General features: G+C 50.3%; 17 protein-coding genes. 4 read left to right on the top strand and 13 right to left on the bottom strand.

Going from position 1 to position 18,482, the window contains the following annotated elements; all coding sequences use genetic code 11:
* Positions 1–35 precede the first annotated feature (35 nt).
* A complete protein-coding gene (gene glgB, locus BLT51_RS00305) occupies positions 36–2,219 on the top strand; it encodes a 1,4-alpha-glucan branching protein GlgB (protein WP_091278532.1) in 2,184 nt (727 codons plus the stop codon).
* A gap of 152 nt (positions 2,220–2,371) precedes the next feature.
* On the opposite strand, the gene BLT51_RS00310 is transcribed toward glgB, so the two are convergent.
* The 3 genes from BLT51_RS00310 to BLT51_RS00320 all read right to left on the bottom strand — a co-directional run bounded on the left by BLT51_RS00310 (position 2,372) and on the right by BLT51_RS00320 (position 6,185).
* Entirely contained in the window at positions 2,372–3,265 is an 894-nt protein-coding gene (locus BLT51_RS00310) for a sugar ABC transporter permease (protein WP_091278535.1), read from the bottom strand.
* 2 nt (positions 3,266–3,267) lie between these two features.
* Positions 3,268–4,884 (bottom strand): ABC transporter permease subunit, encoded by a 1,617-nt coding sequence (locus BLT51_RS00315; protein WP_091278538.1) that lies wholly within the window; start codon positions 4,882–4,884, stop codon positions 3,268–3,270.
* A 68-nt stretch (positions 4,885–4,952) separates the two neighbouring features.
* Complete coding sequence (locus tag BLT51_RS00320) at positions 4,953–6,185, bottom strand: sugar ABC transporter substrate-binding protein (protein ID WP_091278541.1); 1,233 nt, start codon at positions 6,183–6,185, stop codon at positions 4,953–4,955.
* Positions 6,186–6,504: 319 nt separating this feature from the next.
* Between BLT51_RS00320 and BLT51_RS00325 the strand changes: the two genes are divergently transcribed.
* Together BLT51_RS00325 and BLT51_RS00330 are read left to right on the top strand one after the other, a co-directional pair.
* A complete protein-coding gene (locus tag BLT51_RS00325; RefSeq protein WP_091278544.1) occupies positions 6,505–7,515 on the top strand; it encodes a LacI family DNA-binding transcriptional regulator in 1,011 nt (336 codons plus the stop codon).
* Between the two features lie 20 nt (positions 7,516–7,535).
* The gene (locus tag BLT51_RS00330) at positions 7,536–9,230 is read left to right on the top strand and encodes a glycoside hydrolase family 13 protein (protein ID WP_197672577.1); all 1,695 of its coding nucleotides are present in this window, start codon (positions 7,536–7,538) and stop codon (positions 9,228–9,230) included.
* Here the strand turns inward: BLT51_RS00330 and BLT51_RS00335 are convergent.
* From BLT51_RS00335 to BLT51_RS00345, 3 genes are read right to left on the bottom strand one after another with little or no spacing between them, the layout of a single operon-like run.
* Entirely contained in the window at positions 9,227–10,156 is a 930-nt protein-coding gene (locus BLT51_RS00335) for a tetratricopeptide repeat protein (protein WP_091278550.1), read from the bottom strand. The genes BLT51_RS00330 and BLT51_RS00335 overlap by 4 nt on opposite strands.
* Before the next feature lie 4 nt (positions 10,157–10,160).
* Positions 10,161–11,240, bottom strand: coding sequence for a hypothetical protein (locus tag BLT51_RS00340; RefSeq protein ID WP_172801275.1), 1,080 nt, complete (start codon positions 11,238–11,240; stop codon positions 10,161–10,163).
* Complete coding sequence (locus tag BLT51_RS00345) at positions 11,161–12,204, bottom strand: hypothetical protein (RefSeq protein WP_091278556.1); 1,044 nt, start codon at positions 12,202–12,204, stop codon at positions 11,161–11,163. The genes BLT51_RS00340 and BLT51_RS00345 overlap by 80 nt, the downstream gene beginning before the upstream one ends.
* 143 nt (positions 12,205–12,347) lie before the next feature.
* Here BLT51_RS00345 and BLT51_RS00350 point away from each other — a divergent pair, with 143 nt between their 5' ends.
* Positions 12,348–13,496, top strand: a complete 1,149-nt coding sequence (locus tag BLT51_RS00350; RefSeq protein WP_091278558.1) for a hypothetical protein — start codon at positions 12,348–12,350, stop codon at positions 13,494–13,496.
* 20 nt (positions 13,497–13,516) lie between these two features.
* Here the strand turns inward: BLT51_RS00350 and BLT51_RS00355 are convergent, their stop codons facing one another.
* The 7 genes from BLT51_RS00355 to BLT51_RS00385 all read right to left on the bottom strand — a co-directional run bounded on the left by BLT51_RS00355 (position 13,517) and on the right by BLT51_RS00385 (position 18,482).
* Positions 13,517–14,305, bottom strand: a complete 789-nt coding sequence (locus BLT51_RS00355; RefSeq protein WP_091278561.1) for an alpha/beta fold hydrolase — start codon at positions 14,303–14,305, stop codon at positions 13,517–13,519.
* A 53-nt stretch (positions 14,306–14,358) separates the two neighbouring features.
* Entirely contained in the window at positions 14,359–14,646 is a 288-nt protein-coding gene (locus BLT51_RS00360; RefSeq protein WP_091278563.1) for an ATP/GTP-binding protein, read from the bottom strand.
* Positions 14,646–15,341, bottom strand: coding sequence for an endonuclease NucS (nucS, locus tag BLT51_RS00365; RefSeq protein ID WP_091278565.1), 696 nt, complete (start codon positions 15,339–15,341; stop codon positions 14,646–14,648). Before nucS ends, BLT51_RS00360 begins: the two co-directional genes overlap by 1 nt.
* 67 nt (positions 15,342–15,408) lie before the next feature.
* A complete protein-coding gene (locus BLT51_RS00370) occupies positions 15,409–15,810 on the bottom strand; it encodes a DUF2550 family protein (RefSeq protein ID WP_091278567.1) in 402 nt (133 codons plus the stop codon).
* Positions 15,811–15,816: 6 nt separating this feature from the next.
* The gene (atpC, locus tag BLT51_RS00375; protein WP_091278568.1) at positions 15,817–16,065 is read right to left on the bottom strand and encodes an ATP synthase F1 subunit epsilon; all 249 of its coding nucleotides are present in this window, start codon (positions 16,063–16,065) and stop codon (positions 15,817–15,819) included.
* A complete protein-coding gene (gene atpD / locus BLT51_RS00380) occupies positions 16,065–17,525 on the bottom strand; it encodes a F0F1 ATP synthase subunit beta (RefSeq protein WP_172801276.1) in 1,461 nt (486 codons plus the stop codon). Before atpD ends, atpC begins: the two co-directional genes overlap by 1 nt.
* A gap of 36 nt (positions 17,526–17,561) precedes the next feature.
* Complete coding sequence (locus BLT51_RS00385) at positions 17,562–18,482, bottom strand: F0F1 ATP synthase subunit gamma (RefSeq protein WP_091278570.1); 921 nt, start codon at positions 18,480–18,482, stop codon at positions 17,562–17,564.

Raw genomic sequence — 18,482 nt, forward strand, 5'->3', positions numbered from 1 at the left:
ATGTACATCACACAAAAACATGGGAAAATAGATTTATGAACGCACAATTAGAACCAATTCATGTTGGCACCGATATCCTCGATGCCATCTCCAACGGCTACTATCACGCACCACACGATATTCTCGGACCACATTCGGACGGCAACAACGTGACAGTGCGCGTCATTCGGCAACTGGCAGACGAAGTTACTGTTATTACTTCGAATGACGAATACCCGGCTACCCACGAATACAACGGTGTATGGGTGGCGGTGTTACCCGGAAAAGATATTCGCGACTATCGCATCCGTGCCCGCTACGGCGATTTCGATTCCATCGGCGACGATGGATATCGTTTCTTGCCAACTGTTGGTGAAATGGACATCTACCTCTTTAACGAGGGACGCCATGAGCGCCTCTGGGAGGTGATGGGTGCACATCTACGAACCTATGAGACTTTGATGGGCCCTGTTTCTGGAACTGCCTTTGCAGTATGGGCTCCGAATGCGAAAGCCGTGCGCGTCGTCGGCGATTTCAATGCTTGGAACGGAACTGTCTCTGCTATGCGCACGATGGGCGCATCGGGCGTGTGGGAACTATTCGTCCCGGGTGCCAAAGAAGGCGCCCGTTACAAGTTTGAAATCCAATATGCGGACGGCTCCTGGCATCAGAAGGCCGATCCTTTTGCACGCCGCACCGAGGTTCCACCGTCAACCGCATCCATCATTACGGATACCCATTTTGATTGGAACGACGAAGAATGGGTCACTAAACGTGGCGAAATTGATCCACACACGGGTCCAATTTCTATTTACGAAGTACACCTCGGCTCGTGGCGGATGGGCCTCGATTTCAAAGACCTAGCAGAACAGTTGATCGGCCACGTCAAGTACTTGGGCTTCACTCACGTTGAGTTCATGCCGCTGGCAGAGCATCCGTTCGGTCCATCGTGGGGATACCAGGTTACTGGCTACTACTCCCCAACCGCTCGCTTTGGAAGCCCTGATGAGCTCCGTTATCTCATCAACGAACTACATAAGGCCGGCATCGGCGTCATCATGGACTGGGTTCCAGCCCACTTCCCGAAGGACGATTGGGCACTGGCCCGATTCGATGGCACTCCACTGTTTGAAGATCCAAACCCGTTACGTGGCGAACATCCAGACTGGGGCACATATGTGTTCAACTTTGGCCGTAACGAGGTGAAGAACTTCCTAGTAGCCAATGCACTTTACTGGCTCGAAGAGTTCCATATCGACGGTATCCGTGTCGACGCCGTTGCATCTATGCTCTACCTTGACTACTCACGTCAAGCTGGACAATGGGAGCCGAACCAGTACGGTGGCCGAGAAAACCTCGAAGCAATTTCGTTCATTCAAGAAACGAATGCTACCGCCTACCGAAACCATCCAGGCATCATGATGATCGCAGAGGAATCCACCTCATGGGAAGGCGTCACCCGGATGACCACCGAAGGCGGACTCGGATACGGCCTAAAGTGGAATATGGGCTGGATGAATGACACCCTGCGCTACATGCAAGAAGAGCCAATCAACCGGCGCTGGCACCATGGCGAAATCACCTTCTCCTTGGTGTACGCATTCTCTGAGCAGTTCGCATTGCCTATCTCGCACGACGAAGTCGTTCACGGAAAAGGCTCTCTATACGAAAAGATGCCTGGCGACGCTTGGCAAAAGCTAGCTGGTGTACGATTGCTGTTCGGTTATCAGTGGGCGCATCCAGGCAAGCAGCTTTTGTTCATGGGTCAAGAGTTCGCTCAGATCTCGGAATGGAACGAAGGCAAGGGTCTTGATTGGTGGTTGATTGACAATCCAAATCATGATGGTGTCATGTCCTGCTTAGCTCGGTTGAACCAGGTCTACAAAGAGCATCCAGCCTTGTGGTCGGACGATTTCACCCAGCGTGGTTTCGAATGGATTGACGGATCCGACGGCGACAATAACGTCCTAACATTCATCCGTAAGTCCTCGATTGACGACGACGTCGTTGTTGCCGCGATCAACTTCGCCGGTACACCACATATGGACTACCGCATCGGCTTACCAGAAGCTGGTGAATGGGAAGAGATCGTCAACACTGACGCCCTCGAATACGGCGGTTCTGGCGTTGGGAACATGGGCGCGGTCCACACCGAAGACGTGCCGTGGAACGGCCGGGCACAGTCCGCACTAGTCCAGCTGCCACCGCTCGGCGTCGTCTATCTGACACCGAAGAAGTAGCATACTAGATCATGTTGAGGGGCCCAGGTTCGTAATGAACCTGAGCCCCTCAACTATGCCATACCCCAGATACTGTCTGAGAGAATCGCTTCAGCTAAGAACATAAAGTGGCGGGATGAGCAGTGCGCTCATCCCGCCACTTAACTTGAGGCTTAGCCCTTCACAGCGCCACCGGTCAAACCAGAGACAATGTACTTTTGCAAGAACAAGAAGAGCAACAGAATCGGAACAGCCGCGATGATGGAACCCGCCGCGAACCAGTCCCAATTCTTTTCGTTGCCGCCAACCCACAGGTTCATACCGACTGCTAGTGTCCAGTTCTCTTGGGACGTGAGAATTGTACGCGCCAGAATGAAGTCATTAAAGGAGCTAATAAAGCTTAACAGCCCCACAACGGCGAGAATCGGTATCACGAGTGGCATAATGATGGTCCAGTACACCTGAGCGTGCGTAGCACCGTCAATCTTTGCAGCTTCATCTAGTTCCATCGGAATGGAATTAAAGAAGCCATACATAAGGAAGGTGTTAGCACCCAATGCGCCACCGAGGTAAACACAGATCAGCGCTAACTTCGAGTCAATACCGAGTACTGGGAAAACATCTCCCAGGGTGGTTAGCAACAAGAAGATCGCAACGAAGGTCAACAGCTGAGGGAACATCTGAATAACCATCAAGGACATCAGCGTCATCCTGCGTCCGGAGAACCGGAAACGAGAGAACGCATAAGCCGCTGCGGCACCCATCAGGACTGTTCCGATAGCAGTAGAGACACCAACGATCAGAGTGTTCGAGAACCACGTCCAGAACATTGTGTCTGACAATTCAGTGAAGTTTTGTGCCGACACTGATGAGAACATCTTGTTCGCACCCGTAAGAGTGGTTTTGATATTCGGATTTAGCGCTGCCGAGATAATGTACAGGATTGGAAATGCCGCATAGAGCACTGCCAAAATTGCGATGACATGCCGGAAACCAGTCTCACGGAACCATTTCCCGAACGGAACTTTATTTGCTGTTACCGCTGGAGCTACAACAGTTTTTTCCATGATCACAGCGCCTCCATCGACTTAGACTTCTTAAAGGAGTAGAGCGATACCGATCCAACGATCAAGAAGATAACTAGCGACATTGCCGCAGCCAAGCCGTAATTAGGTGCAGCCTCACCGGTCAAACCGGCTATCTTGTAAACCATCGAAATCAAAATATCAGTATGTCCAACTGGAACAGACGCATCACTCATTCGTGGGCCTCCTCCGTTCAACATGTATATCAAGTTGAAGTTGTTGAAGTTGAAGGCGAATGAAGCAATAAGGAGCGGGGTTAGCGAAATCATTAGCTGTGGCAACGTCACGTTGCGCCACACCTGGAACGAGGTCGCTCCGTCGATCTTAGCTGCTTCAGTTAACTCACCTGGAATCGCTTGCAAAGCACCGGTAACGATCAAGAACATGTATGGGAAGCCCATCCATAAGTTGACCAGGATTACCGAAACTTTAGCCATCGTTGGATCCGTTAGCCACGGAATTTCTAGGCCAAGCATCTGGTTGAAGAAACCATAGCTACGATTCATCAAACCTGCAAACAAGAACGCCGTCATGAATGATGGGAATGCATACGGCAGTAGCAGCAATGTTCGATAAATCTTGCGTCCCTTCAATCGTTCGTCGTTCAAAACGATTGCTAAGGCCATGCCCAACAAGAATGTCGTAACAACAGACATGAAGGCGAAGATAACGTTCCAAACAAGAACTTGGAAGAACGGCTGAGCGTAACGGCTATCACCGAAGCCCCTCACGAAGTTGTCAAATCCGACGACGACGCGCCAACCCACATTGATGGTTGATCCGTCTTCAGCTTCGAAGAAACCCGTCTCTTCGTTGGCTGTGAAGACTGTTCCAGTTGATAGGTCCGTCATGGTGTCAGCGTCAGCATCATATTTCACGGTTGAAATGAACTGATAGCCAACGGTACCGGTCTGCGTTCCGATAGCTCCCTCATCAGGGTCGTTGCTGATTGGAACACGAAGCTGGGTAACCTCATCTTGCCGTGCACCAAGTTCAGATAATGGAACAAGCGTGTAGCCAGATACTTCAGTAATTTGAGTTCCGGAGAACTTTCCAGCTACTTCAGAAAGCTGCTCTTTTTCAGTTCCAGCTTTCAAGACTTTTTCTTCCGGGTCAATAACAGCGAAACCGAGTTCCCCGTCCTTCTCAACTACAGCAAGTGGGTACTGAGGAGAATTCTCGACACGTTGAGATGAGTTTTGCAAAAGAATGGACTCGATAGCAGTCTGCTTATCCAACGTGTGCTGATGCCCGTAGTTTGTGAAAGCGATATATGCGGTGTACACGATAACAAACGCCTGGAAGATCAGCAAGAATACGAGACCTGGAGCCAAATACTTCAATGCTAAAGTGCGGCGTGAAAAATATACCCAGTCTAAAGCAAGGAGCAAAACTACCATGAGGCTTCCAAGCGTAAGGGACCCTACGCCGAAAGCGGTGAAAATAATAAAAATACCTAGTGCGTTGACGATACCCATCAACACGAGTTTGGTTATGAAGCCAGCTCCCCATTTCGTTGCGGAAGAGTCAAGCTTGGCCCGTTCTACCCGTTGTGCTGCGCGTTTCTTCGACGCCTCGCTAGGCTTGATCATCTGCGACATTTTATTCTCCTGATAAGAGGGCGGCCTCGCCATACCATGTGACGACGAGGCCGCTACTCTTAGCTAGATCACTTCTTGGCGATCTCGGTTTCGATGTCTGAGATCATCTTTTCCCACGTTGCGGTTGTATCTCCGCCACCCATTACCTGAGCTTCGGTTGCGCCCCAGAAGCCCCATACAGCACCCATCTGTGGGAGTGCTGGCATTGGCAGACCAGCTTCGCCAGCCTTAGCAAATCCAGCGGCTACTGGATCAGACTTGATCTTCTCTGCAGAAGCCTTGAGAGCTGGGGTACGCTGACCAGCTTGGTAAAGTGCGTCCTGAACCTCTTCGGTACCAACATAGTTGACAAGGAAGTCAGTTGCGAGGAGCTGGTTCTTGGAAGTTGCTGAAATGAAACCGCCCTGAACGCCAACGAATGGAGCAGCAGGCATATCACCAGCAGATGGAATTGGATCAACAGCAACGTTCATGCCATCGAAATCGCCGAGCATCCATGGACCACCAAGAATGAATGGAACTTCGCCGTTCTTGAAGGCTTCGACGACGATATCGTAGGTCCATGCAGTAGAAAGCTCACCGGCAGCAGACTTATCTGCCAACCACTGAGCGAATGCTGCACCCTTTTCGCCACCGAGGTTAAGCTCAGGCGTGTAGTTGCCATCAGCATCGGTCTTGAATACCGGGCCAGTGAAGGAAGACTCGAATGGGTACATGTGGAACGGATCGCCCTTTTCGCCAACCTGAACCATAAATGGAGTCTTAGCGCCAGTGGCCTTGCCTGCAGCAATCATTTCATCGAATGTTGCTGGGGTTGGATCCTTGGCGAGATCTGCATTGCGGATAATAGCGATGTTCTCTACTGCATAAGGAACACCGTAGGTCGTACCGTCGTACGTAAAGCCCTTGATAGCAATATCTGAGAATTCACTTGCCTTGTCACCCAATTCGATTGGAGCAACAATACCGTTAGTAACAAATTCGCCCAACCAGTCATGTGCACCGAATGTAATATCTGGGCCCTTACCAGTTGGAACCTGGGCGGCAAACTCAGAACGGATCTGATCGTTTTCCTTAACAACCAGTTCAACTTTGTTTCCAGTAGCTTCTTCATACTTATTAGCAGCAATTTCAAATGCTGGCTTACGGTTATCATCTACCCAAACGGTAAGAGCTGCATCCGACTTACCTTCAGACGCTTTTGTCTTGCCGTCATCCTTAGCCGAATCATTGGAACCACAGGCCGCTAGACCTGCAATTGTCATTCCCGCAACTGCCACGAGTGCAATGCCACGACGCATATTATTCTCCTCAAGTGTTAAACTTTGGCACCTATAAGCTTTACGCGAGCACTTCTCATATTGAGCGACGCTGCTCACATGCCGTGATAACAAGTATAGTGACGAATATTCCTTATGCAACATTTTGCACGGCACGTGTAAAAAAATTATTGATCTGTCATCAAAAATTCACTTTGCACAGCGGTTCATAGGGAGTTCTTTGGATAGAAATTCCTTGCAAAACGAGCAGTTCACACCAAATTCACGGTAGTGTAAGGGACTAGGCATAAAATAATTTCTGCAAACTTTCTTCCCGCAAGTCTCAAGCAAAGGAGCTCACATGGCGAAGCGGATTCGACTAGCGGATCTTGCAACTCAAGCAGGTGTATCAACAGCTACTGTTTCTCGCGTTCTTAACGGCAAACATTCGGTAGCACCAGAAACACGGCAGGCGGTACTCGCCGCATTGGACTTGCTAGGGTATGAACGCCCTGATCAGCTTCGCGAGCGCAACGGCGGACTTATCGGTCTGATACTACCCGAGCTCACCAATCCTATTTTTCCACAATTTGCGCAGTCACTCGAAGGCAGCATGGCCATACACGGTTACACGCCACTTGTTGGTACTCAGATCGCTGGTGGCGCTACCGAAGATTCATATGTGGAAGCAATGCTCGAGCATCACGTCGATGGGCTAATTTTTGTCTCTGGCCTCCACGCTGACTCAACTGCTAATCTCGAACGATACCACCGTATTACTGCCCGAGGGGTCCCTTTCGTCACGATGAATGGATATAATGCTGGACTCGAGACGCCTGATTTTTCTGCCGACGACGCGTCTGCCATTCGTCAAGCAATCCGACATCTGGTTGGCTTAGGACACCGGAAAATCGGCTTAGCAACAGGTCCGCTACGTTTTGGACCAGCTCGTACGAAAACAGAAACATTCCTCGAGACAATGGCGCGAGTTCTTCCTCATGAAACTCCGTGTCATGCACACACCTTATTTACTGTAGAAGGTGGTTTTTCGGCATGTGCCGAGCTCGTATCGCAAGGTTGCACGGGAATTATCTTCGCCTCTGACATCATGGCTTTTGGTGCTATCCGCTACTGCCAGTCGTCGGGCATGAGGATTCCAGAAGACTTATCGATCGTAGGATTCGATGATTCGCCGTTGAACGCTTTTACGAATCCTCCATTAACCACGTTACACCAACCGGTAAAAGCCATGTGCGATGCTGCAGTTACCACTCTTCTAGGCATGATTAATGGTACTCATTCACCAATCGGCCCCTTACTTTTTGACCCCGAGCTCATTGTTCGTGAATCTACCGCATTACCCCATCGATGACACTAGTTGGAAGGAACACAGTGATAATCCATCAGCAAACAACCCCACAACAATGGTGGCAAGACGCCGTCATTTACCAGATTTATCCGCGCTCATTCGCGTCATCACATGGAAAGATTGGGGATCTTGCCGGAATTAGCTCACGACTAGAATACGTAGCTGACCTAGGTGTCGATGCGATTTGGCTTTCCCCGTTCTATCGGTCACCACAAAAAGACGGTGGGTACGACGTCGCGAATTATCGGCTGGTGGACCCTCTGTTCGGCACAAACGACGACGCAGTTAACCTAATTGCCACAGCACATCGCAATAACCTCAAAATTATTGTTGATCTGGTACCTAACCATACCTCGGATGAACATGAGTGGTTCCAGGCGGCCCTTGCTGGCGACGAAGCTGCCCGTGCCCGCTACTACTTCCGGGATGGCATAGACGGCAACCCACCGAATGATTGGATCTCTATTTTCGGAGGCAGTGCTTGGACTCGCGTCTGTGACCGTGCAGACGCCCCAGGCAGTCCTTGGGAAAGCGATACAAGCTGGTACTTGCACCTTTTCGACTCGTCACAGCCTGACCTGAATTGGGATAACCCTGAAGTACGCGAGGAATTTGATAATATTCTGCGTTTTTGGCTCAACCTCGGAGTTGATGGTTTCCGCGTAGATGTCGCTCACGGCTTAGCTAAGGATCCAGCACTGCCAAACTGGCAGTATCACTGGGATATGGTTGCCGGCGGCTCTGAGATTCCAGAAAACGTTCCCCGACCCCCAATGTGGAACCGTCCCGAAGTCCATGAAATCTATCGACGCTGGCGCTCAGTCCTTGACGAATACGGTCCAGACCGGATGCTGGTAGCCGAAGCATGGGTAGACAGTGAAGAAGACCTAGCAAAATATGTCAGGTCAGACGAGATGAGCCAAGCTTTCAACTTTGCATTCCTGCTGACTCCGTTCACTGCGCATGATCTGCGTAAAACCGTCTTGACTTCCCTTGGCGCAATGGATTCGGTTGGTGCTCCAACTACCTGGGTATTATCGAATCACGACGTCGTCCGGGCCACCTCGCGCCTCGGCTTGTCACACACTGGTAAAGGACCCAACGGCATTCGTTCATGGGAAGAACAACCAGACGTGGAACTCGGCCACCGGCGTGCACTTGCCGCTCACCTACTACAGGCAGCGCTACCTGGTTCAACGTATATTTATCAAGGCGAAGAGCTGTCATTGCCCGAGCACATGGATCTACCAGACAACGTTCGCGAAGATCCTGCATTTTTCCGGACGCAGGGACGTGAAGCCGGACGCGACGGCCAGCGTGTTCCAATGCCGTGGGAAGCAGACCAGCCTGCATTTGGATTCTCTCCTAACGGAGAAAGCTGGCTACCGCAACCAGCTCAATGGGCAGACATTGCGGTAGATGTGCAAGCAGACCAGCCTCATTCTTCCCTCAACCATTTCAAACGTATGATTGCGCTGCGTAAAACACTCGCTATGGGCACAGCACAGCTGGTCGATCAAGAGCCACAAGCAGATTACCTGCATTACGTTTCGCAACGAAACGATCGGGCAGATATTCACGTCGTCGTAGCGTTTGATAATCCTGTTTCGTTACCTGAAGACGCAAATCTTCTGATCGCGACCTGTGAAATCTCGGATGGCATTCTCCCTGCTAATTCTGCCGTTTGGTTCGAACAGGACACCGAACGGGTGAATTAAAACAGTATGTTGGTCAGCGCTCTGCGAGTTTGTTGAACTAATTCAGAGTGCTGACCGACGACGTCGAACAACTCTAACAATCGGGTGCGGGCTTTATCTCGGTCATCTCCGCTAGTGACTTTAACCACTTCGAGAATGCGAGCAAAGGCTGACGCAGCATTTCCCGAAGATAATTCCACATCAGCAAGTTGTAGGTGCACCTCAACCTCAGTAAACGGCGCTACTGCATTAGCACTCTCCACCGACGTTGTCAGTACAGAAGTCGGTGGATTGATGTCTTGTACTCGTTGCAAAAGTTCTACTTGGTGAAGAGCTACCTTAGCTTCCTCATCACCTGGGTTCTCTTTTAATGCCTTGCTATAGGCCGCGTGAGCGTCGTCGAGGCGTCCAGCTTCGAGAGCAGCAAGACCTTCCTTGTGCAGCGGCGGGATCTCAGGTTCCGGGACAACACCCTCTGGATCCCCATCTAAAACTGCAGTTAAACTGTATTGAGTAGCCGCTTCCAGTAGTTTTGTCACAGTCGCCTTTAGTGATTGCTCATCTGGCAATCCTTGAAACAGCGGAACTGGTTGACCTTGCAACATAGCAATAGCGGTCGGAACGGCATTGACGCCAAAGGCTCCTGCCACTCCACGTTCCACGGAAGCATCAACCACCGCTAGCTGAAGCCGTCCAGCATAACTTTCGGTCACTTGTTTCAGTTGCGACACCAAGGTCAGCGAATGCTCGGATTCAGGAGCCGAAAAAACGACGACGACTGGCAAACTCATCGATGTTTGTAGTACATGTTCCAAATTCTTTTCCGTGACATCAACTACCCATGGACCTGGAATTGTTTGCGAAGGCGATTGTGTTCCTGTGTGTTGTTTCTCTTCTTTTTTTAAGGCCGAGAGATCAAATACGCCACTGGTATCTAGCATGCTCATGTTCTTATTCTGCTTTCGTTACGCTAACTAATGCCGGTACAGAGCCGCCAATCATATGAACTGGTTCTTCTGAACCTTTTGGCGGTACATAGAACGCCACTGACGTGGAATATTGAGCAACAACTGGCTTATCAACCGTGATGACTCCATCTTTCTTGCCTTCGCTCAAAGCTCCAATCAACGATCCTAATTTCAGTGTTGCGCCATCCTTGGTACGAGTCACAGTCATGTCATACCGCAACTCTCCAACCATCACGATTCCACCATCTTTTGTTGACACGGCACGGATATCTTTGTTAGGCACAGAGAAAGTTATCTTCGCCTCGCCCAGCTGGTTGAGCGCCGCAGTTAAATCACTGGCTTGCTTTGCCGTTTGCTCGTAGAGCGGATCTCCTTCATTGAACCTAACATCTCCCATTTCCCGAGCATTAGCATAGCTTGCATACGCATCAAGCACTCCTACCGGATCAGTAACAAAATCATCAGCATTCATAGCTACATAGCCTTCGCTGTCATTTTGTGTATTTATAATTTCGATCTTGGGTGGAGAAGGAAACATGTCAATAGCTGCCCATAGTTGGTAATTTTCTCGTGCAGTAGCTTGTTGCCATACTGCAATAGTCCCAATGCCTCGCGGAGTTTTACTAACATCGATCGCCATTAGTGTTCGCGGAAAGGCAACACCTGATGCCATGGTCGCTTCTTTTGGATCAAGTGCAAACGGGGTTGGTGCAGTTACTTCAGTTGCCTTAGCAAGGCTATACTCTGCTTTTCGCTGCGTTAATAGCGGGCCCGCGATCCGAGATCCTAAAGCATCCGGATCGCGGTTTTTATCAGCCTGAGTCAGCGCTTCAGACACTTCATCGACGAGTTCAGAATATTTTTGCGCAGAAATAATATTCCCGGATTTCGTGGACGCCTCTGGCTCCGGTAAGGAGCTATCCTGGGCACAACCAGCGAGGCCAAGCACACCTACTACAAGAAAAGCAATAATTATCCGTGAATTACGCATCGTGTTCCTCTTTTCCTTGCGGACCCCAAGAAAAATTCCATAACGAACGCCAATCTTTCGAGTTTTGTCCATTCGGAGAATCTTGCAGGCTTTCTACCTCAGCGGGTTCCTCAGTCACATTATCCTCCATCTTGGTTTCTGGCGTTAAAGCTTGGAGGTCTTCTGCCGCTTGCGCAGTAAGCAGAATGCGGTCTTTCGGATCTAGCTCACGGCTACGGAACAATTCGCTATGGCTTGTTCCAGGTAGAATTGAGGCTCCTAGAGCCGATCCTGTATGCAACCGCTGAATATCTCGCTCAGTTTCAGGATCTGCTAGATTTCCATCAAAGGACGCCATAACTGATGGCATCCGATCCACATGAGCACGCGAGCGAAGTTTAACAGAAGGCTTCTTTATTCTTTGACGACGGGCTAATTCTTCCTGATACCAGTTGAGAAGCAAAAACGAGCCAATGAGAGCAATTAAGGCTCCAACAACATAGAAGAAAGCGGGATTTCCAATATCACGGGCACGAACCCACTCCAAGGTAATTCGTGGAGCTTTTCCTGCAGACGTGGTAGCTATGAGCGTTTTTCCGTCAATTTGCCGAGCGTCCAGCATAATCTTTATGTGATCTTTAGCCTGCCCATCTTTAGTCCACATATCCGAGCCAGTCAAGGTAAATTTCTCCGCATCAACGGCTTCTTTAACTATCTGTGCACCTTCGTCACTACCAGCATCTGTTTCTACAGCAAGAGCCTTCCAGGATGACAATCCTGTCACAGTAAGTGAGGCTGCTTGACCGGCAAACGCATCAACATCCGCCGAACTGCCTAGTCCCCATTGAATCTCTTGACCCGGCGCATCTAAATTAACTTTTACCTTATCATTGACGAGCGTCAAAACTCCGGGGGCAGTTTTCACGAAAACTGCAGAATCATCAGCAGTAGAAAGTTTAACATTCACCTCTTTTTGCTGAGCCATGGAGACCACAAAAGTACCAACTATCATCGCAACTCCAGCGATGAGGGCTATCATTCCAAGAATCCGCTTCATTCTTCCGCTTTCCTCGGCTACACACAATATGTAACGATTAAATAACGATACCTTATTCGGACGGCTTCGACACTCTGATGTGAGTTAAGTGACCTCCGGCAGGTAGTCTTAAGCTACAACATCTATTATATGGAGGAATTGACGTGGCAGAGGAACCTCTATTTCCAGTCGTCATGCGCGGCTATGATCGCGCACAAGTTGAAGAGCAGATTAATAGCCTAGAATCAAACCTTTCACAGACCCGGGCTCAAGTAGCGCATTTAGACGAGGAAGTTCTTAAGCTTTCAGCGCAACTTGCACAAGCTCAAGCAGCGCTGAAAGAAAACGATCGGCCGTCCTACTCTGGGCTCGGAACCCGTGTAGAACGTCTGCTCAAATCTACCGAGGAACAGGCACTAGATCTTATGACTCGAGCACGCAGTGAGGCCTCCGCAATCGTTTCGTCAGCTGAGGAGCGTGCTGATAAACTGCGCGAAGCAGCTCAACTAGATAGCCAGAAGACCCTATCAAAAGCACAGACCGAAGCGACTGTTGAACTCGAAAATGCGCGTGCCGAAGCCGAATCGATAACTGTGATTTCTCGCCGTACAAGCGAGGAAATCGTTTCCTCTGCAGAACGTGAAGCCGCGCGGCTACGCACTCAGTCTTCTGCTGATTGCGCAGCTATGCGCTCTACTGCTGAACATGAGGCATCACAGATGATTGCCAATGCACAGGCCGAAGTCGCCAAGCTTCGTGGTGACACAGAAACTGAGCTTTCCGAATTGCGTGCCGCGGTGACCACCGAAATCGCCCAAGCAAAGGCAGATCTTGAGCGAGAACTGACCGAAGCCAAGGCACACAGTGAACAAACTATTGCCGATGCTCGGCAAACTGCGGCACAAAAGCAAGCTGAGGAAAACGCCAGACTGACTGCCCAGATGAATGACATGGTACAAAAGGCAGAAGCAGACGCTCATAGTGCTGAAGAGCGGCTCATTCAAGCGACGCAACGCACTAGCGAATTGACCGCTTCATCTGAGCATGAAGCCGCTGAACTACTGAATAACGCCCGTAATGAAGCAACTGCTCTTTTGTCTGAAGCCCGCGAAGAAGCTGACCGTATTCTGTCCCAAGCGCAAGAGGACAGTGCACAGAAGCTAACATCTGCTAAAGATGAAATTGCAGCATTGAAAGAACAACGCGAATCGTTGTCGTCTTATATCGAAGATATGCGTGCGATCTTGACTGGTTCCGAGCGATCACTCGCATTAAACGAAGTGATCGACTCGGCCACCGATAAAACCGAATGAGCTGACGTACCCTACGTCATTTAGCTAGGTTGGCCCACGCGCGAAACGAACTCAGTAAGCGCCTGGGCCAGCTCTGCTGGTTTCTCATCAGCAGTAAAATGCCCTGCACCCTCAATTTCGATAATGCGAGGCTTCTTTGTCCGTAGCGATAGCTGCATGAAGTATTCCAACGAAGCCGTTGGATCATCAGTTCCACGAATGAAAAATACTGGACCATCGATAAGCTCGACGACGTCGGAACGATCTGAACGAGCCGCAAGCGCACGCTGAATCCAAGCTAATGCGTTCCCTGGCGCAGCCTTAAATCGAGCTTCTAACGATTCTTGAACTTGATCTGTAACCTCAGACCCCGTCATCGATTCTTTCCAGCCTTGCAAAATCTCAAAAGCTTTGCCTTCTTCTGCTAACTGCGCCATGTTACGGCGAAATTCCTGACGCTCCGGCGTGTCAGCACCAATGCCAGTATCCATGAGAGCTAATCCGGCAACCATGTCTGGATAAGTAGCAGCGAAATCAGCTGCAACTGAGCCTCCCATTGACAGCCCGCCAAGCATGATCCGAGAAACTCCCACGCGGTCTAGTGTCTCTTTGAGCGCCTGGACATAGATAGTTGTTGATGGCTCTGAATCTGCCAATTCCTCACCTGCTGGCGATTGGCCAAATCCTGGCGCATCGACAGTAATTACATCAATTGGCGCTAAAATTTCACGGACTTGATCCCACATACTTGAATCCAGCGGCAAAGCATGCAAGAGGACGAGTGGGCAATCAGAAACATCGCCGGTACGGCGGAAACTCAACATAGTCATGTAACCACCGTAGCACCTCACGAGGTCAGGTTCGTGAGTTACGCTAGTAGAGGTTATCGACGTCGACCACGAGCGTTCCAGCAGCCGGTATGCCAATGTCGCCGATCCTGCTGACCAAAATCTTTTCCTAAAATATGGTCTTCTGTCCAGGCCACCTCATGCGGCTCCCCTACCCGGATTGTTCCGTAGCAACCCGGACACACATATTCCTTCTCACCAGCATTGATATGATGGACTTTAAAATCACGTCCATCACGTCCCTGCTCAATTCGGGTGTAGCCCATTAACGCATAAGAATTGAGCTCACGTACCGGCCGATTATATTTTTTGGACCGCCGCATCAGAATAGCCGGTCCTCTGGATGGTCTACTCCGCGCATAGCATCATAATCTAAAATGACGCATTCAATACCGCGGTCCTCTGCCAGTACACGTGCCTGCGGTTTGATTTCTTGCGCTGCGAAAATCCCACGTATAGGTTGCAACATGGTGTCACGGCTCAGCAGGTCTAAATAGCGCGTCAGTTGTTCGACGCCATCGATTTCTCCTCGCCGCTTCACTTCGACGGCGATGTGTCCACCAGCAGCGTCCAGCAGCATCAAATCAACCGGGCCGATAGGTGTAGGGTACTCGCGACGGACCAGTTCTAGATTCTGTCCTAAAACATTTACCTGCTCAGCCAACAACTTTTGTAGATGTGCCTCTACACCGTCTTTAATAAGTCCCGGCTCGACGCCAAGATCCTGGGTGATGTCATGGATTAGTTCGTAGATATTAATACGGAGCACGTCGTTTGTTTTGTTATGCTCAATCGACCATGTTTCAACCACTCCAGCCTTGCGATCCGCGTCAGCGACGTCGACAACACTGAATGTGGCTGGCGGTGACATCCAGTTGAGTGGCTTGTAGGAGCCCCCATCGGAATGGACGAGAACTGAGCCATCTTGTTTCAACATCAAAACTCGAATAGCCGGCTCTAGATGTGCATCGAGCCGACCAGAATAATCGACACTACAACGAGCGATGACAATACGCATAGATGTCTCCTCACATCCAACAGGCAACGCTGGTCGAGCACAAGGCTCGACCAGCGTTACCTGTTACTTAAAACAATTCGGGTTCTTCTACTGGCGGCGCAGAATCTATCCACGAGACGATACCAGATACGGCGAGCGGAGTCGTTGCTAGGCTCCACGACTGATCTCCGCGAGTAATATGCACAACCTGGATATCGCCGGAAGCTGGCATTACCTTGAAATCAAGTTCGCCACGTTTCCATTGAACATTCGGCCATGGACTCAAGGAGTGAGTCGAATACCAATTCAGTTGGAAAGGCTCGAACACCGCTACCCCAGTTTGCCAACGCTCCTGGTTTGCTTGCCGTAATGCCACGTGGAAAGAGCCATTGCGCGAAAAAAGTATCCGCAATCTTATGAGCGAGTATATACCAACGATAATGATAAATACTGCTATGGCAACAATAGCCCACCACATGAATGACGGCATAAGTCATTACTCCTCGTGATTTTCTACGACAACCATGACCGAGTCATGATCGACTGTCAAAAACCCTTTACCAACAACAATTTCTTGCTTGTCTCCGGTGGAAGTCACGAAACGAACTAGGCCAGGCATGACTACCGATAGAACCGGAGCACGTCCCGGAAGGATGCCCAGTTCACCATCATACGCTGGAACTACTATCTCGCTGACTTCCCCGGAATACAGCACTCCAGAACGCGCAACAATATCGAGCTTCATCAGCGCATATCCTGTTGGATCTTGTGCCAGGCACGTTCGATATCTTCGATACCACCGATATTGAAGAAGGCCTGCTCTGGAATATGGTCATATTCGCCGTCGGTAATTCTCCGGAAAGCTTCAACCGTTTCAGCGATTGGAACAGTTGAGCCCTCAACACCCGTGAACTTCTTAGCAGTGTAGGTGTTTTGCGAAAGGTACTGCTCAATACGACGAGCGCGTGCCACCGTGACCTTGTCCTCTTCAGATAACTCATCCACACCAAGAATCGAGATGATGTCTTGGAGTTCTTTGTTCTTCTGCAGAATGGACTTGACCTTGGTAGCCACCTCGTAGTGTTCTTTTCCAACATATTGTGGATCCAAAATACGAGACGTCGAGGTCAACGGGTCAACTGCTGGATACAAACCACGCGACGCGATGTCACGCGACAGCTCGGTAGTTGCATCCAAGTGTGCGAAGGTCGTTGCCGGGGCCGGATCGGTATAATCGTCCGCTGGCACGTAGATTGCCTGAAGCGAGGTAATCGAATGTCCACGGGTAGAAGTAATACGCTCCTGCAACGCGCCCATTTCATCAGCCAATGTTGGCTGGTAGCCCACTGCCGATGGCATACGGCCCAACAACGTCGAAACTTCAGAACCTGCTTGGGTGAATCGGAAGATGTTGTCAATGAACAACAACACGTCCTGGTTTTGAACATCGCGGAAATACTCTGCCATCGTCAAGCCAGAGAGCGCAATACGCAAGCGCACCCCTGGGGGTTCATCCATCTGTCCGAATACAAGAGCGGTCTTGTCCAACACTCCAGCATCAGCCATCTCGTGGATGAGGTCGTTACCTTCACGGGTACGCTCGCCGACTCCTGCGAACACTGACACACCGCCGTGATCCTGGGCAACGCGCTGAATCATTTCCTGGATCAGAACGGTCTTACCAACACCTGCACCACCGAACAGACCGATCTTTCCTCCTTGAACATAAGGAGTGAGAAGATCGATAACCTTGATACCAGTTTCGAACATCTTAGTTTCTGGTTCTAGCTCATCGAACTGCGGTGCCTTCCGGTGAATTGGCCAGCGCTCATTGACTTCCAGCGTTTCGCCCTCATCAAGATTGAGGACTTCTCCGGTCACGTTAAATACGTGTCCTTTAGTCACGTCACCCACTGGCACGGTAATTGGTGCACCCGTGTCGATGACGGTAGCACCTCGTACCAAACCATCAGTTGGTTTCATGGCGATGGTACGAACGATGCTGTTACCTAGATGCTGAGCGACTTCGAGAGTCATCTTCAGCTTGCTTTCACCTTCGCCTTGACCTGACAGGTCAACCTCGGTGATGAGCGCATTGTTCAGCTGTGGCAGGGAATCTGGCGGAAACTCCACGTCCACAACGGCACCCACGACTTGGACGATACGTCCTGTGGTTACACCCTGCATATTATCAATTGCAGTCATTGTTATTCCTTACTGTGTCCCGAGCAGAAGGGACGTTTAGCTTTTACCCAGACTGTCTGCGCCTGAGATGATTTCTGTAATTTCCGTGGTGATTTCCGCCTGGCGAGCGTTATTAGCCAGACGCGTGTATGACTCGATCACTTCGCCCGCATTCTCAGTAGCAGAATGCATTGCTTGCTGACGTGCCGCTAGTTCAGAGGCAGCCGACATAAGCATGACTGAATGAATACGCTGACCGACGTACATCGGTAGTAGCTCATCAAAAACTTGCTGAGCTGACGGCTCGAATTCGTACAATGGCTCATTATCTTCCGGGGACTTGTCATCTACCGAGGTCTCACCGAGGTCGTCGACGTCGTCAACAACTTGAATCGGTAGCATACGCCGGACTTGAACGGTTTGAGTCACCATGGAAACGAACCGAGTAAAGATCATGTACAGTTCTGCAACACCGCCGTCGTCAGCATCAGCCAAGAAGCGTGTCAAAAACTCAGTACTGATTTCATCCGAGGTTTCGTCTGATGGTTTATCAGATTCCCCAGTCCATGCGCGTTCTACTGGAACACCACGGAATCGGAAATAGGATGCCCCACGACGTCCCGAAACATATAGAACTGGCTCTTTACCATTTTCCTTCAGCTCGTTGATGAGTCGCTCAGCTTCACGCAATACCGACGACGAGTACGCGCCAGCCATGCCGCGATCTGATGTCACGACAAAGACAATCACCCGATTAGTATCAGTTCGCTCTTTGATCAACGGATGGTCTTCGTGAGCATGAGCCGCTACTGTCCCAATCGATCGCGTCAGAGCCTGCGTGTACGGATCTTGTCCGAGCGCACGGTCACGAGCCTTGCCGATACGGGAAGCTGCAATGAGCTCCATCGCCCGGAAGACCTTTTCAAGAGTTTTCGTTGCTCGAATCTTCTGTTTGTAAATCCGCTGTGACCCTGCCAT

This window comes from Arcanobacterium phocae (genome assembly GCF_900105865.1).
Lineage (GTDB): Bacteria > Actinomycetota > Actinomycetes > Actinomycetales > Actinomycetaceae > Arcanobacterium > Arcanobacterium phocae.

Excerpts from the sequence above, each read along its gene's own strand:
- BLT51_RS00355 (WP_091278561.1), bottom strand. The coding sequence starts at position 14,305 with ATGACTATGTTGAGTTTCCGCCGTACCGGCGATGTTTCTGATTGCCCA.
- glgB (WP_091278532.1), top strand. The coding sequence starts at position 36 with ATGAACGCACAATTAGAACCAATTCATGTTGGCACCGATATCCTCGAT.
- BLT51_RS00340 (WP_172801275.1), bottom strand. The coding sequence starts at position 11,240 with ATGGACAAAACTCGAAAGATTGGCGTTCGTTATGGAATTTTTCTTGGG.
- BLT51_RS00335 (WP_091278550.1), bottom strand. The coding sequence starts at position 10,156 with ATGAGCATGCTAGATACCAGTGGCGTATTTGATCTCTCGGCCTTAAAA.
- BLT51_RS00345 (WP_091278556.1), bottom strand. The coding sequence starts at position 12,204 with ATGAAGCGGATTCTTGGAATGATAGCCCTCATCGCTGGAGTTGCGATG.
- BLT51_RS00385 (WP_091278570.1), bottom strand. The coding sequence starts at position 18,482 with ATGGCAGGGTCACAGCGGATTTACAAACAGAAGATTCGAGCAACGAAA.
- BLT51_RS00310 (WP_091278535.1), bottom strand. The coding sequence starts at position 3,265 with ATGGAAAAAACTGTTGTAGCTCCAGCGGTAACAGCAAATAAAGTTCCG.
- BLT51_RS00320 (WP_091278541.1), bottom strand. The coding sequence starts at position 6,185 with ATGCGTCGTGGCATTGCACTCGTGGCAGTTGCGGGAATGACAATTGCA.
- nucS (WP_091278565.1), bottom strand. The coding sequence starts at position 15,341 with ATGCGTATTGTCATCGCTCGTTGTAGTGTCGATTATTCTGGTCGGCTC.
- BLT51_RS00325 (WP_091278544.1), top strand. The coding sequence starts at position 6,505 with ATGGCGAAGCGGATTCGACTAGCGGATCTTGCAACTCAAGCAGGTGTA.
- BLT51_RS00360 (WP_091278563.1), bottom strand. The coding sequence starts at position 14,646 with ATGCGGCGGTCCAAAAAATATAATCGGCCGGTACGTGAGCTCAATTCT.
- BLT51_RS00315 (WP_091278538.1), bottom strand. The coding sequence starts at position 4,884 with ATGTCGCAGATGATCAAGCCTAGCGAGGCGTCGAAGAAACGCGCAGCA.
- atpD (WP_172801276.1), bottom strand. The coding sequence starts at position 17,525 with ATGACTGCAATTGATAATATGCAGGGTGTAACCACAGGACGTATCGTC.
- BLT51_RS00370 (WP_091278567.1), bottom strand. The coding sequence starts at position 15,810 with ATGCCGTCATTCATGTGGTGGGCTATTGTTGCCATAGCAGTATTTATC.
- atpC (WP_091278568.1), bottom strand. The coding sequence starts at position 16,065 with ATGAAGCTCGATATTGTTGCGCGTTCTGGAGTGCTGTATTCCGGGGAA.